At 67.3% G+C, this 14,489-nt stretch carries 9 protein-coding genes; 8 read left to right on the top strand and 1 reads right to left on the bottom strand.

Translation table 11 applies throughout. From position 1 onward, the window contains the following. Positions 1-13 precede the first annotated feature (13 nt). From RM812_RS13995 to RM812_RS13985, 3 genes are read left to right on the top strand one after another with little or no spacing between them, the layout of a single operon-like run. Positions 14-325: a hypothetical protein gene (locus tag RM812_RS13995; protein WP_311572832.1), complete on the top strand. Its 312-nt coding sequence runs from the start codon at positions 14-16 to the stop codon at positions 323-325. 47 nt (positions 326-372) lie between these two features. Next, positions 373-978 (top strand): nucleotide exchange factor GrpE, encoded by a 606-nt coding sequence (gene grpE / locus RM812_RS13990; RefSeq protein ID WP_311572831.1) that lies wholly within the window; start codon positions 373-375, stop codon positions 976-978. Positions 979-1,035: 57 nt separating this feature from the next. Continuing rightward, positions 1,036-3,534, top strand: coding sequence for an Hsp70 family protein (locus tag RM812_RS13985; RefSeq protein ID WP_311572830.1), 2,499 nt, complete (start codon positions 1,036-1,038; stop codon positions 3,532-3,534). Here the strand turns inward: RM812_RS13985 and RM812_RS13980 are convergent. Further along, on the bottom strand, positions 3,494-4,009 hold the full coding sequence (locus RM812_RS13980) for an ATP-binding protein (RefSeq protein WP_394816452.1): 516 nt from the start codon (positions 4,007-4,009) through the stop codon (positions 3,494-3,496). The genes RM812_RS13985 and RM812_RS13980 overlap by 41 nt on opposite strands. Before the next feature lie 247 nt (positions 4,010-4,256). Between RM812_RS13980 and RM812_RS13975 the strand changes: the two genes are divergently transcribed. The 5 genes from RM812_RS13975 to RM812_RS13955 all read left to right on the top strand — a co-directional run bounded on the left by RM812_RS13975 (position 4,257) and on the right by RM812_RS13955 (position 14,489). Further along, positions 4,257-5,069 carry a helix-turn-helix domain-containing protein gene (locus tag RM812_RS13975; RefSeq protein WP_311572931.1) on the top strand — a complete coding sequence of 271 codons (813 nt, stop codon included), beginning with the start codon at positions 4,257-4,259 and terminating at the stop codon, positions 5,067-5,069. Further along, the gene (locus RM812_RS13970; RefSeq protein ID WP_311572829.1) at positions 5,066-5,284 is read left to right on the top strand and encodes a DUF397 domain-containing protein; all 219 of its coding nucleotides are present in this window, start codon (positions 5,066-5,068) and stop codon (positions 5,282-5,284) included. The genes RM812_RS13975 and RM812_RS13970 overlap by 4 nt, the downstream gene beginning before the upstream one ends. Positions 5,285-5,427: 143 nt before the next feature. Continuing rightward, positions 5,428-6,513, top strand: coding sequence for a serine/threonine-protein kinase (locus RM812_RS13965; protein ID WP_311572828.1), 1,086 nt, complete (start codon positions 5,428-5,430; stop codon positions 6,511-6,513). A gap of 94 nt (positions 6,514-6,607) precedes the next feature. Beyond that, the gene (locus RM812_RS13960; RefSeq protein ID WP_311572827.1) at positions 6,608-9,577 is read left to right on the top strand and encodes a DEAD/DEAH box helicase; all 2,970 of its coding nucleotides are present in this window, start codon (positions 6,608-6,610) and stop codon (positions 9,575-9,577) included. 4 nt (positions 9,578-9,581) lie between these two features. Then, the gene (locus RM812_RS13955; RefSeq protein WP_311572826.1) at positions 9,582-14,489 is read left to right on the top strand and encodes an Eco57I restriction-modification methylase domain-containing protein; all 4,908 of its coding nucleotides are present in this window, start codon (positions 9,582-9,584) and stop codon (positions 14,487-14,489) included.

Here is a 14,489-nt window from a genome sequence, read left to right as displayed (position 1 = left end):
GGTGCCGGGAAGCATGTTCACTGATTCCCCCTACGACGTGCTGGGGCTGGAGGTCGGCGCCTCCGATGCCGACATCCGTGCCGCCTACCACCGGGCGATGAGGTCGGCCCAGGGCGATCGTGATCTGCGCGACCGTATCTCCCGGGCGAACAAAGCCCTCAGGCGTCCCGCCGGACGCCACGAGGCGGACCTTCTGACGCCGCTGCCCGTCCGACTGCCGCCCGATGGGGGCGGTGCCGCCCTGCTGGCCGAGGCACGTCAGCGTATGGCGGAGGTCTCTCCCTTGTTTCCCGACCCCGCGAGCCTGGGCGTACGGCCCGACTGAAGGCCCGAGGCCACCTGGCAGCACTCTCACCTCCTCTGGAGCTTGCGTTGACCGTACCGTCCTCCGCCCGGCCCGATTCCGACACCGAACGCCTGATCGCGCAGTTGCGCACCCGCTGCGAAGCCCTGGAACGGCGACGTGCCCGGGACGAGGACGAACTGGCACGGCAGAGAGCCGAGTCGGAGGCTTCCCTGCACCGCCTGCTCACCGGCCTGCTCGACGTAGACGACGCGCTCGCGGAGTCCGTGCGGTGGTCGGCCCGCCAGGACCCGAACCACACGGCCGTGACCATGGAGAGGCTGATCGAACAGGTCTCCGCGGCACACAGACTGTTGCGTCTCCGGTTGCTGAAAGCCGACGTCCGGCCGATGGACCTCACCCACCGGCAGGCCGTACCCGACGTCGCCCGGGTCGTGGACACACGCCCCACGTCCAGGTGTCCCGCCGACACGGTGCTGGAGGAGCGGGTGGCGGGCTTCTATCTGGGGCAGCGGGTGCTGCGGACCGCCGAGGTCGTGGTCGCCGTCCCCGGACCCGACCCGGAAGAGCCCGAGGAGCTCGCGGAGGAGCCGAAGCGGTCCGGTCCGGCCACTTCCCGAAGGCAGCCTCGTCGGCTGCCGCGGCACAGGCGCCGCAGCCGTCGCCGCTCCTGACCCCTCTCCCACGTGCTCTCGCCCCGCACTCTCCACTCGCAGACAGGAAACCCCGAAGTGCGCAGAACCCTCGGAATCGACCTCGGCACCACCAACTCGGTCGTGGCCTGGCTCAAGGACGGCGAACCGGAAGTCGTGTCCGCCGACCCGGAGGGCGCCGGGACGCCCTCGGCTGTGGGTCTCACCGCGGACGACGGGCTTCTCGTCGGGAAGGAAGCGCTGAACTGGGTGGAGAGGGACGCCGCACGCGTGATCACCACCGTCAAGCGCCTCATGGGGCGTCAGTTCAAGGACGAGAAGGTGCAGCAGGCCCTCCGCCGCATGGGAGACGGCGGCCCCGAGATCACCGAGGGGCCGGACGGCGGCGTTCTGATCCAGCTGGGAAAACACCGGTACACCCCTGTCCAGATCTCCGCGATCATCCTCCGGCGGCTCAAGCAGAACGCCGAAGCCCGCCTCGGTACGGAGTTCGGCCGCGCGGTGATCACGACCCCGGCCTACTTCGGCGAACGGCAGAACGCCGCCACCCGCGAGGCGGGCAGACTGGCCGGCTTCCACGTCGTCCGGGTGCTGTCGGAGCCGATGTCGGCGATGCTCGCCCACGGCCTCGGACGTGCGAAGGACGAGGACGCCGCAACCGTCCTCGTCTACGACCTGGGAGGCGGCACCTTCGACGTCTCCGTCTTCACTCTGATGCCGGGCATGACGGACGAGCTCGGTGTGGGCGGGAACAACCTGCTCGGCGGTACGGACTTCGACGGCAGCCTGGCCGAGCACCTTCAGGGACTCCTCGACGCACGCAACCCCGGATACGAACCGCTGCCGGGCGCCGCCGCGAGGATCCGCGAGGCCGCGGAGCGCGCCAAGATCGACCTGTCGGCGGCGGCCTCCACCGAGGTGATCGTCCCGACGCTCGGCGCTTCCGGCGAGGTCCTCTCGGAGACCGTGGACCGCAAGGAGTTCGAGGGCCTCATCTCCGACAGGATCGAGGAGACCGTCCGTCTGACGCTGAAGACCGTGACCGATGCCTTGCTGCGTCCGGAAGACATGAACCAGGTTCTCCTGGTGGGCGGCTCGAGCGCCATCCCGCTGGTTCGGGAACGGCTGGCGGACGTCTTCGGCCGCGAGAAGCTGCGCACGGACGTGAACCCCATGACCTGCGTCGCGCTGGGTGCGGCCGTTCAGTCGGCGCTCGTCGAGGAACTGGAGTGTCCCGAATGCCGTGCGGCCTGCCCGCTGGACGCCGACGCGTGCCCCGAATGCACCACCTCGCTGGTGGGCGCCCCGACGGTGGAGTGCCCGACGTGCCACGTACCCGCTCCTGAGGACACGGAGGCGTGTCCCGTCTGCGCGTCCGACCTCACCGGGCTCACGGCCGAGCGGCCGGCGCCGTCCCCGGCCGTCTGCGACGAGTGCGGAGAGGTGAACGCCCCGGAGGCCATGGAATGCGACCTGTGCGGAGCCGGACTGCACGACAGCGGCGGCCTGAAGTGCCCGAACTGTGCGCTGGTGAACCTGCCGGGCCTCGTCGCGTGCTCGTACTGCAAAGAAGAGCTGCCCGTCGCGGACCCGTCCGGGGTGATTCCTCTGCCCATCGGTGTCCACACCGCTGACGGGCTGCTGACTCCTTTGATCACGGCCGGCGACGCCTACCCCACACAGCAGGCGGCCCGGTACGATTTCCACGTCACGGGCAATGCAGGTGACCTGCTCGAGATCGCGCTGTACGAAGGTGACCTCCAGCCCGCGGAGCGCAACGATCTGTGTGGCGTCGTGATGTACCCGCTGCCCGAGGGCATCACGGGCACGAAACCCCTCACCCTCGCCGTACACCTCGACAAGGACCGCACGATCCGCCTGGAGACCCGGCTCGACGGAGCGGAGTTCGTCCCTGCCGTCTTCCGGCGCAATCTGCTGACTCCCGAGTTCCGCAGGCGGGCGAAGGACGTCAACCAGCGGTTTCAGACGTTCCTCGCCGAGTGGGGCCACGAGCTCACCCCGGCTGAATCCGCCGTGCTGAAGGAGACGGCGGGTCCGCTGGAGCTGATCGTCCGGGGTGAGGCACCCGGACGGTCCCTGGACACGCTCCTGGAAGAGGCGGACAACCTGCTGGAGCGGCAGAAGACCGTGCGTTGGGCATCCGCCCTCGCGTTCCTCTACCCGCATCACGTGGCGGAGCTGATGCCGCCGGAGGACCTGGAGGCGATGCGGCACCACCGCAACGAGCTGCAGACGACGCGTAAGGCCGGAGACTTCGACCGGGGAAACAAGATCGCCCTGGAGGTACTGGCCATGCGAAGCCGCCTCGGGGAGGACCTTTACCAGGTGATGAGTGCCTTGGGCTTCGCTTCACAGAACGGCGTGAACCCGGCGTTGCAACAACGCATTCGCCAGGCCGGCGAAGGGTTGACCGAGGCCGTCCGGCAGGGCGACTTCTCCCGCACGGACGCTGCAAAGTCCCGAATCTCGGACCTCTACCGGGAAATGCGCCGGAACCAGGCGGAGTTCCGTGCGCCTACCCGCCAGACCGTACGTCCGGAGAAGCCGGCGCGCTGATCCGGGCGGTCGGGCAGGCGGCTGCCGGAGAAAGCTCCGCCCAGACGGTCTTGCCGGGTGCGGAGGGCCGTGGGTTAGTACCCCAGCGGGTGGCCAGTCGGGCCACCAGGAGTAGTCCCCGGCCCGACTCCGCGTCACCGGGCGCCTCATGGACGGACGCGGGCGGCACCTGCTCGGTGCGGGTGTCCGTCACCTCGATGCGGAGTGCCTCCGGCGCTGCGGTCAGCCGGAGGTGGAAGTCCCGGCCGGGGACGTGACCGTGCCGCACCGCGTTGGAGGTGAGTTCGGCCGCGATCAGGGTCAGGGTCTCGTTGACGGGGGAGTCGTACGGGTGCCCCCACTGGTCGAGCCGGTGCGAGACGAGACGCCGGGCGAGACGGGCACCACGCGGGGTGGAGGTGAACTGCATGGCGAACTCGTGCGGGGCGGCCGGGACTTCCGGTGCCTGTGCGGTGGTGGTGTCCGAGGGTTTCATGGCGATGAGCCTGCCGAAGGCAATGCCGCGCTGACCAGCGGAAACGCCTGTACTGGCTGGGGCTGTACAGGTGGCTGCCAAGTGCGTACACGTAGCGGTGGGTTCCCGTACGAGGGAACTTGTGGGCGTTCGGGGGACCAGCCCTTCATCACCGCATGTAGCGTGACGCCTCGCGCTGCGTGCACGGCCTCAGCCTGTACGGCCGCGCACCAGAACCGTGGGTGATGAGGTGCCGGAGGCGGCGGGCATGGTGGAACAGGACGACGGGGCGAGCTTCCTGCGGTGCTTCGGGCGGCAGATGAAGCTCCTGCGGGAGCGGGCCGGGCTGACGCGGAGGGAACTGGGGTCCCGGCTCGGTTACGGGGAGGACCAGATCACGTCGGTCGAACTCGGTCGACGCATCCCCAAACCGGAGCTGATCGACAAGGCGGACGAGGTACTGGATGCCGGGGGCGTGTTGCGGGCGATGAAGGAAGAGGTCGCGCGGGCGCGGTATCCGGCGTTCTTCCGGGACGCGGCGCGGCTGGAGGCCGAGGCGGTCGAGTTGCACGTGTACGCGAACCAGGCGGTCCCCGGTCTGTTGCAGACGGAGGACTACGCGCGTGCGGTATTCACGATGATGCGGCCTCCCATGGACGAGGAAGTCATCGATCAGCGCGTAGCAGCTCGCCTGGCTCGTCAGAGCCTCTTCACCAAACGCCCGGCACCGCTGATGAGTTTCGTCATCGATGAGTCGGTACTGCGGAGGCCGATCGGTGGACGAGGCATCCTGCGAGGCCAGTTGGAGCAGGTTCTCCTCATCGGGCAGAAGCCCACAGTCGAGGTGCAGGTCATGCCTCTGGAACGAGAGGAGAACGCAGGACTGGCTGGTCCCTTCACCTTGACCGAGACCAAGGGAGAGCGCAGGATCGCGTACGTTGAGGTGCAGAACGTGAGCCACGTGCACACGGAGCGACACCTTGTCCGGGGGCTCGAGGTGAAGTACGGGATCCTACGAGCGCAGGCGCTCACGCCCCGGGAGTCCCTTGCCTATATCGAGAAGTTGCTGGGAGAGCCGTGAAGGTCGACAAGTTCGGGTCCGCTGTGCCTCGACTGAAGTGGATCAAGAGCAGCCACAGCAGTGAAGAGGGCGGTGAGTGCGTAGAGGTGGCCACTTCGCAGCAGGCTGTCCACGTCCGTGACTCGAAAATCGTCACCGGTCCTGCGCTCACCGTGACCCCCACCGCATGGACGGCCTTCACCGGCTTCGCCGCGCGTCTCCAGGGCGAAATCTGACCCGGTCCGCCTGAAGGCATCCTGCAGTCCCCCGTGACCGCTGTGTCCGCGGAGAAGGATCAGTCTCCGGATGTGCAGGAACGGTGAACCGAGCCGCTGATAATCTCGTCCTTGTCCGCTCAGGACGGGACACGGTGGGGGGAATGGTGCTGCAGCCGCTCAGGGCGGGCGATCCCAAGCGGATCGGCGGCTTCCGGCTGGATGGCCGACTGGGCCAGGGCGCGATGGGCGTGGTGTACCTCGGGTACCGCTCGACCCGCCCCGTGGCCGTCAAGGTCGTCCGGCCGCAGCTCGCGGAGGACGAGTACTTCCGCAGGCGCTTCGCCCTGGAGCTGGAGGCGATCCGGCGCGTGGGCGGCTTCCACACCGCCGCCCTGGTCGCCGCAGACCCGCACGCGGTCACACCGTGGATCGCCACTCAGTACATACACGCCCCGTCGCTGCTGGAGCTGCTGGACCAGCACGGAGCGGTCAGCGAGGTCGGCGCGTGGTGGCTGGCCGCCGGCCTGGCGGACGCCCTGATGCACATCCACTCGGTGCGGTTGCTGCACCGAGACCTCAAGCCCGCCAACGTCCTGGTCGCGGCGGACGGGGTCCGGGTCATCGACTTCGGCATCAGTCACGTCAACGGCGGCACCGGCCTGACCACGGCGAGTGCGGCGCTCGGCACCCTCGCCTACATGGCGCCCGAGCAGGCCAAGGACTCCCGCAGGGCCAGCGAGGCGGCCGACGTCTACAGCCTCGGCGCGACGCTGGTGCACGCCGCGACCGGCCACGTCCCCTTCTACGCGGAGATGCCCGTGCAGCGGACGCTGGACCTGGAGCCGGACCTGACCGGCCTCCCGACCGCTTTAGTCGACCTGGTCACCCGTACCCTGTCCTACGACGTGGAGGACCGGCCGACGGCACAGAGCGTGCTGGAGGAGGCCATGGGCCGCCTGCTCGACTCCGGTGTGCCGATGGACGCGCAGGCCTACCCGCCGTTGCCGGAGGTGTTCCTCGCGGACGTCCTCCAGCACCAGGCGGAGCCGGTACGGGCACCGGCTCCGGAGCCGCTGCCGGACATCGAACCGGACGACGTCCCGCAGGCGGAGACCGATGCCGTGCCGCACCCACGGCCGATGGTGATCACACCGGTCGCCGAACCGGAACCGGAGGGCACGCCGGACCGCTGGGCGGCCCGGTGGCGCAGCCGTATCGAGGACCGTCGCGGCGACTACGGCGGCTGAGCCCTCGCCCGGAAGCCCTCCCCGCGCCGGTGGGACCCACCACACCCGAAACAACGCAGCAGCAAGCAGGACAGCAGTCGAAGGAGACCCGCCGATGGCCACCGTTGCCGACAACGCCCCGGGCGACACATCCGGCGGTACCCGGTTCGCCCCCGGCATGCAGGTCCGGGCCCGCAACGAGGACTGGCTGGTCGTGGAGGTCGCCGAGACCGAGCACGACGGCACCCGTCTGGACGTGCGCGGCATCTCCGCCTTGGTCCGCGACCAGCGGGCGGTCTTCTTCGCCCACGAGGGCCTCGACCAGGTGACCCCGCTGCGCCCCGAGGACACCGAGCTTGAACCGGACCCCTCGCCCGAGTGCCGTCGCTCGCGCCTGTTCATCGACGCGCTGATCCGCAAGACCCCGCTGCCCCTGTCCGAGCAGCGCCTCGCCACCGTCGGCACCCACCTGGTCGACGACCTCGCCTACCAGCGCGACCCCGCCAAGGCGGCCCTGCGCGCCCTGCGCCCCCGGCTGCTGATCGCGGACGCGGTGGGCCTCGGCAAGACCCTCGAGGTCGGACTGCTGCTGTCCGAGCTGATCAGGCGCGGGCGGGGCGAGCGCATCCTCGTGGTCACGCCGAAGCACATCCTGGAGCAGTTCCAGCACGAGCTGTGGACCCGCTTTGCGATCCCGGTCGTACGGCTCGACTCGGCCGGCATCGAGCGGATCAAGAACGACATCCCGGCCGGCCGCAACCCCTTCTCCTACTACAAGCGGGCGATCATCTCGATCGACACCCTGCGGTCCGACCGGTGGCGCAGCCACCTTATGCAGGTCACCTGGGACGCCGTCGTCATCGACGAGTCGCACAAGCTGATCAACACCGGCACGAAGAACAACCGCCTCGCCCAGCTCCTCGCACCGAAGACCGACGCCCTGATCTTGGCCAGCGCCACCCCGCACAACGGCCAGCGGGAGTCCTTCGGCGAGCTGCTGAGCCTGCTCGACCCGACGGCCATCCCCAACACCAGCGACTACGACGAGACGCAGCTCGATCACCTCTACATCCGGCGGCACAAGATGTCCCCCGACGTCTCCGCCGAGATCGGCCACAAGTGGGCCACCCGCAAGAAACCGATCACCATCGACTGCACGGCGACCCCGGCCGAGCAGCAGGTCTTCGACGAGCTGTACGATGTCTGGATCAACCCGAAGGACGGCCGTACGGCACCCGTCACCGGCAAGGGCGCGCGGCTCTTCCCCTACACCCTGCTGAAGTCCTTCCTCTCCTCCCACTCGGCGCTCGTCGAGACGGTCACCAACCGGATCAACCGCATCGACGAGAGCAAGCAGGCACAGGAGCGCCAGGCCGAACGCGATGCCCTGGTCAGCCTCGGCACGCTCGCCGAGGCCATCGACATCGAGGAGTCCGCCAAGTTCCGGGAGCTGGTACGGGTCCTCAAGGACGAGATCAAGGTCGGCCCCAAGTCCGACAAGCGGGTCGTGGTCTTCTCCGAGCGCCGCGCCACTCTCCAGATACTGCAGGACACCCTGCCCTCGGCCCTCGGATTCGCTCCGGGCAAGGGCAAGACCGGCGGCGCCGTCCGCCAGCTCCACGGCGGCCTCTCCGACGACGAGCAGCAGCGCACCGTCAAGGACTTCGGCCTCGCCGACAGTGACGTACGGGTGCTGCTCACCGGCGACATCGCCGCCGAGGGTGTCAACCTGCACCGCCAGTGCCACCAGATGATCCATTACGACCTCCCGTGGTCGCTGATCACCATCGAGCAGCGCAACGGCCGCATCGACCGCTACGGACAGCAGCACTGCCCGGAGATCCGCGCCCTGCTGCTGCTCACCGACGACGAGGACCCCGATCGCCCCTCGGCCGACCGAGCCGTCTCGCAGCGCCTGCTGGAGCGCGAGGACGAGGTCCACCGCGCGTTCGGTGAGGCGGCCTCCATCCTTGGGCTGCGCGACGAGGATGCCGAGCGGGTCGAGATCGTCGAACGCCTCCTGGCCGGAGACGAACCCTTCGACACGGTCGTCCCGCCGGCCCCGCTGGACCCCTTCGAGGCATTCCTGGCCGACCACACCCCCGAGAGCGACTCCACGGGATACCAGGTGCCGCAGCTCTTCGCGTCGACCCGCGCCTTCGTCGAGGAGGCCCTGGACGAGGTCTACGACAACCCGGAGCAGCGCATCGGCAAGCACTGGAGCGACGACCACCCCAAGATGATGGTCTTCACCCCGGACCGGGAGCTCCAGCGCCGCCTGCTGGTCCTGCCCAAGTCGTACCTCGACGAGCGGGGCGTCCTGGAGCAGCTCCGGGTCACCTTCGACAAGGAGTTCGGCCAGGACCGCCTGGACCGGGCCCGCGAACGCAGCGGCAACCGCCGCAAGGGAGCGCTCACCAAGCAGGAACGTGCCGAGACGTCGGGCTGGCCCGACGTCAGCTACCTCACGGACCAGCACCCGGTGGTGGAGTGGCTGACGGACAAGGTCCTCGTCAAGCTCACCCGCAACACGGCACCCCTCATCACCGCGGACGTCATCGAGCCGGTGTTCCTCACCCAGGGCATGTACTCCAACGCCAAGGGTCACCCGACGGTACTGGCCTGGACCTGTGTGACGGGCCTGGAGAGCGGAACGCCGAAGTTCGACGACGACCTGGTGGGCGTGCTCCGGCGGGCCGGGGTCGAGCCGGGGATGCTCAACCGTCCCTTCACCGGGGACAAGGACGCCTTGCAGGCGTTGGTTCCGGCGGCGGTACGGGCGACCCGTGAGCACCTGGCGGAGTTGCGCGCGGAGCAGGAGACCCCGCTGATCGAACAGCTCGTGGAATACGAGAAGCGACTGGAGGCCTGGAAGAGGGAGAGCTTCTCGGCCTTCGAACAGCTCAGCTTCACCGGCATCCGGCGGCAGCACGAGGAGAACCGCGTGCAGAAGACCGCGGTGGAGGTCGAGCAGCTCATCGAGCAGCTGGCCACCCAGGGCGAATCCATGGTGCGGGTCATCGGGGTCCTCGCACCGGCCGCCGCCTCCGGCGGCGCAGCAGTTCAGCAGCAGAAGGGCGCGTGACACCGTGGCATTCGAAGCGATCACCAACCGCGGTGAGTACATCTCCGCCCACTACCTCGCCGAGCTGTTCGCCCGCGACCTCACCGACCTGCGCAAACGCTGGACCTCGGCGGATCGGGCCGGCGCGCCGTCGTCCCGGTCGGGCGTGAAGAATCTGCGCCGCGAGTACTTCAAGGCCAAGGTCCGTATCACCGAGAACAACGCCGTCGACGGCTCCGAGGTGCGGGACCTCAACGACCGCCTGCTGGCGGCGCTGGCGTACATCGCGCCGAAGAGCGAGGACTCCGAGGAGGCTTCGGACCCCGAAAATTCCACCCACACCCGGCTGCACCGCGGCGACTTCGACGTCATGCAGGGCGACAAGGAGCGGTCGGTACCGGTGGCGCTGGCCGTCACGGGCCCCGGCGGTTTGGAACTCGTCGCCCTGGACGTCACGTGGGAGGTGGACGGCGAGCTCGTCGTCGCGGATGTCGAGGACGGCGGCGCCCGCCTGCTCGACCCGATCCAGCTCGACGGCAAGGACCGCGTCACGGGTGCGCACGAGGCCGTCACCTTCCTCTTCGGCTGCGACGACGGCTACGCTCCGCGCTATGTCCTGCTGCTCGCGGGCGGCGTCGTCCTGCTCGCCGACCGCACGGCCTGGCACGAGGGCCGATTCCTCGCGGTGAGCGTGGATGAGGCCCTGGACCGCAACCTCAGCGCGGACGGTGAGGAACTGGAAGCGGTGGCCGCGCTCTTCGGAGCCGAGTCGCTGCTCACCGAGGGCGGTGTCGCCGGGTACCTGGACAACCTGGTCGACAAGGGCCGCAAGCACGCGGTCGGCGTGTCGAAGGAACTCCGGGAAGGCCTGCGCCAGTCCGTCGAGCTCATCGCCCAGGAGATTCTGGACCGCATCAAGGACGGCGGTGCGGACCCGGCAGAACTGGGTGACCCCTCCGACCTCGCGAGCCGACTCACCCGCGAGTCGCTGCGCTACCTCTACCGGATCCTGTTCCTGCTCTACGCGGAGGCCCGCCCCGAACTCGGCATCCTGCCCAGCAAGGACGACGCCTACCAGGACGGCTACGGCCTGGCACGGCTCGGCGAACTGGTCTCCTACGACCTCCCAGAGGAGGCCCAGGACGGCACGCACTTCGCCGAATCCCTGGACCTGCTGTTCCGCCTGGTCGACCAGGGCCACCGCCCGCTGGGCACGGAGAAGAAGCCCTCCGACGACAACGTCACCGTCCTCGACGCGGACGGCCTGCGCTTCGAGGCGCTGCGCAGCGACCTGTTCAAGGCCGACGCGACCCCGCTGATCGGCACGGTGTCGATCGACGGACAGCGGATCGACACGCGGCTGCGGAACAAGGTGCTGTGGCGCGTCCTTAACCTGCTGATGCTCACCCAGGGCCGCCGCAGCGGACGCGGCAAGGCCGGCGGCGGCACCGGCAAGGGCTTCATCTCGTACGCTCAGCTCGGCATCAACCAGCTGGGCGCGGTGTACGAGGGCCTGATGTCCTACACCGGCTTCTTCGCCTGGGACGACCTGTACGAGGTCGCCAAGCCGGACTCGGACGGGCTGAGCGGCACGTGGGTCGTACCGCTGAAGGACGCGGACAACTACGACGAGGAAGTCTTCGTTAAGCGGACGGACGAGCTGACGGGCGCCAAGAAGCGGGTCCTGCACAAGAAGGGCACGTTCGTCTACCGCCTGTCCGGGCGGGAGCGGCAGCGCTCGGCGTCGTACTACACGCCGGAAGTCCTGACCCGGAGCACGGTCAAGCACGCACTGGCGGAACTGCTGGACCAGGACGGGAAGACGACACCCGCGCGGGACATCCTCGACCTCACGGTGTGCGAGCCCGCCCTGGGCTCCGGCGCGTTCCTCAACGAGGCCATCAACCAGCTCGCGGCGGAGTACCTGCGTCGGCGGATGGCCGAACTCGGCGGCGAGCAGCTGCCGCCGGACCGCTATGAGGCGGAACTCCAGAAGGTCAAGGCCTACCTGGCGCTGCACAACTGCTACGGCGTCGACCTCAACCAGACGGCCGTGGAGCTGGCAGAGGTCTCGCTCTGGCTCAACTCGATGCACGAGGGTCTGAAGGCCCCCTGGTTCGGCTTGCACCTGCGGCGCGGCAACTCGCTGATTGGTGCCCGGCGGGCGGTATACGCGGCGGAGGCCCTGAAGAAGAAGGCTTGGCTGACGACGGTCCCGACGGACCGCCCGCTGGCCGAAGAGGGGAGTTTCCGAGCTGGCGAGGAGATCCACCACTTCCTGCTGCCGGCCAAGGGCTGGGGCGCGGTCGCCGACGCCAAGCAAGCGAAGGAGTTGGCGAAGGACGAGCGCGACGCACTTGCGGAGTGGCGCAAGGCCGTCACCGCGACCCCGTCCGCGGCCCAGGGGAAGCGGCTGCTGGCACTGGCGACGCGAGTCGAACGCCTATGGGAGCTGACGAAGCGCCGCCTGATCGTGAGCGAGCGGGAGGTGCGGCGCCAGATCGACGTGTGGCAGGTGGACCCCGACAAGCCGCTGCCGAAGGCATCGGGGGACGTGACCCGTGAGCAGATCGAAAGCGCCCTCAACGAGCCAGGCTCACCACGCGGCCGACTGAAGTTGGTTATGGACGCTTGGTGCGCCCTGTGGTTCTGGCCGGTGGGTCAGCCTGACACGCCAACTCCGCCCTCCATGGAGGAGTGGCTGTCCTTTTCCGAGGCGGTACTGGGCGTTCCGGCCGCCAAGGCGAAGGCAAGGCCGTCCGGCCGTATCGGCGGTGGTGCGGCGGGGCTGGAGGACGAGTTTGGCTTGTTCGCCGACACCGGTGAGTTCGAGAAGCTGGCGATGGACGACGAGTTCGACCGCTTGATGAGTCAGTGTGTGGACCTGCCGTCGGTGATGTTGCGCTTCCCGTGGCTGAGCGAGATTGACAGGATTTCCCGACGGGAGGGATTCTTTCATTGGGAATTGGAGTTCGCGCATATCTTTGAGCGGGCAGGCTTCGATCTGCAAGTGGGAAATCCTCCGTGGGTGCGACTTGACTGGGAGGATCACATCTCGCTCGCAGAGTTCGATCCTTGGTTCGGGCTCAACGAGAAAGCGTCAGAAAAAAGTAAGAACCGGAAGCGTGAGGCTGCGCTATCGGACCCCAATATCATGCAGGGGTACCTCGCCGATCTGGGTTTCTGGGCGGGTTTGACCGAATCGCTCAGATCTCCAATCTATCACGCCGTTCTTGATGGGTTGAGAACGAATCTTTACATGAACTTTATGGAGCGTACTTGGCGAAACCTTGGAAAGCGTGGAGTGATTGGCCTGCTCCATCCGGAGTCGCACTTCAGTGACCCAAGGGCTGGAGTCTTGCGTGCAGCTACCTACGGGCGACTTAGACGGCACTGGCAGTTCCGGAACGAAGTGCGCCTGTTTGAGGAAGTGCACAACACTTTCGAATATGGAATGCATATTTATGGACCGCCAAGGGTTCCGAGCTTCCTCAATATGAGTTCAGTTTTTCATCCCGATACCGCTGAGCGATCTCTCGTTGACTCTGGCGGAGGTGAAGTTCCCGGGATTCAGTTCGAGGCGGGAGGATGGGATACTCGTCCGCACTGTGACCGTGTAATTAAGGTAGATGTTTCTACCCTAACATCTTGGGCTGCGCTTATGGAGAGTCCGGGAGTTCCAGCTGTGCATGCTCGAATGATTCGCCCGCTGGCTGTTGATGATAGTGAAGCGCTGGATGTAATCGCTCAAATTCCACAACGCCTCAACGGGTATGTTTTCTGGTGGACGTCTGCACTGAACGAGAAGACTTCAAAAGATGATGGGTTGATTGAATGGCGTACTCATTTCCCGTCATCTTGGTCAGAGGTTGTACTCCAAGGTCCTCACTTCACTGCCGGCAATCCCTTCAATAAGCAGCCGAATCCTGGATGTAGAAGCAATAAGGATTACTCCGTCCATTCGCTCGAAGAGTTGGCTGAGGATGCTCTTCCTCGAACTAACTATGCGCGTTCGAGTTCACTCGAATCGTTCAAATTGGCCCAGCCGACTTGGGGGGATAGGATCGCTACAGATTACTTTCGTGTCATCTGGCGTAATATGACATCATCGGAGCTTGAGCGAGGGCTTCACGCGGCATTGATTCCGCCAGGTCCCACGCATGTTCACACTGTTCACACGATGGCGCTGGCCGATAACCGGAGTACTGCCATTTTCGGGGGTCTCTGGGCGGCACTTCCCTTTGACTATCTGGTCAAGGTTTCTGGGGCGTCCAAAGTGAACATCGAGTTGGCTCAGAACTTTCCCGCTCCACTAACTCACCCTCTTACCAGTCCCCTTCTACTTCGCATTCTCCGCTTGAGTTGCCTCACCAGTGACTACGCCCCCCTCTGGAAAGAGCTTTTCGAGCCCGCCTGGCTAGCCGACCGCTGGACCGATCCTGACTCCCCCCGTCCCCCAATCCAGGCCGTCGACCGCACCTGGTCCATGGCAACCCCCCTCCGCACCGAGTACGACCGCCGCATGGCCCTCGTCGAAATCGACGCCCTCGTAGCCGTCATGCTCGGCCTCACCGCCGAGCAGCTCTGCGCCATGTACCGCTCCCAGTTCGCCGTACTCCGTAAGTACGAGTGGGAGATGTTCTTCGCCTCCGACGGCCACAAGATCGGCGCGGCGACGCACAACGTAGGCATCCGCCAGACCCCGGAGGAGACCGCCTTCGTCAAGGCCTGGGTAAAAGCCGCCCGCGCAGGCGACCCCACCCCCGCCATCCCCGAGGGCTGGGTGAAGCCGAACCGCGAGGCAGAGATGACCCGCGCCCACGCGGACTTCACCGCCCGTCTCCACGCCGGCGAATACGGCGACTACGCCGCCTACCTCGCAGAGCACCCCCTCACCACGCCCACGCCCACCCCCGCCCCGGAAGGCAAGTAG

Source organism: Streptomyces lancefieldiae, assembly GCF_031845825.1.
In the GTDB taxonomy this organism is placed as follows: Bacteria; Actinomycetota; Actinomycetes; order Streptomycetales; family Streptomycetaceae; genus Streptomyces; species Streptomyces lancefieldiae.
This window is presented reverse-complemented; position numbering and strand designations above follow the sequence as displayed.

Coding starts and splice junctions, on each gene's coding strand:
- RM812_RS13995 (WP_311572832.1), top strand. CDS start 14: ATGTTCACTGATTCCCCCTACGACGTGCTGGGGCTGGAGGTCGGCGCC.
- RM812_RS13980 (WP_394816452.1), bottom strand. CDS start 4,009: ATGAAACCCTCGGACACCACCACCGCACAGGCACCGGAAGTCCCGGCC.
- RM812_RS13975 (WP_311572931.1), top strand. CDS start 4,257: ATGGTGGAACAGGACGACGGGGCGAGCTTCCTGCGGTGCTTCGGGCGG.
- RM812_RS13965 (WP_311572828.1), top strand. CDS start 5,428: ATGGTGCTGCAGCCGCTCAGGGCGGGCGATCCCAAGCGGATCGGCGGC.
- RM812_RS13960 (WP_311572827.1), top strand. CDS start 6,608: ATGGCCACCGTTGCCGACAACGCCCCGGGCGACACATCCGGCGGTACC.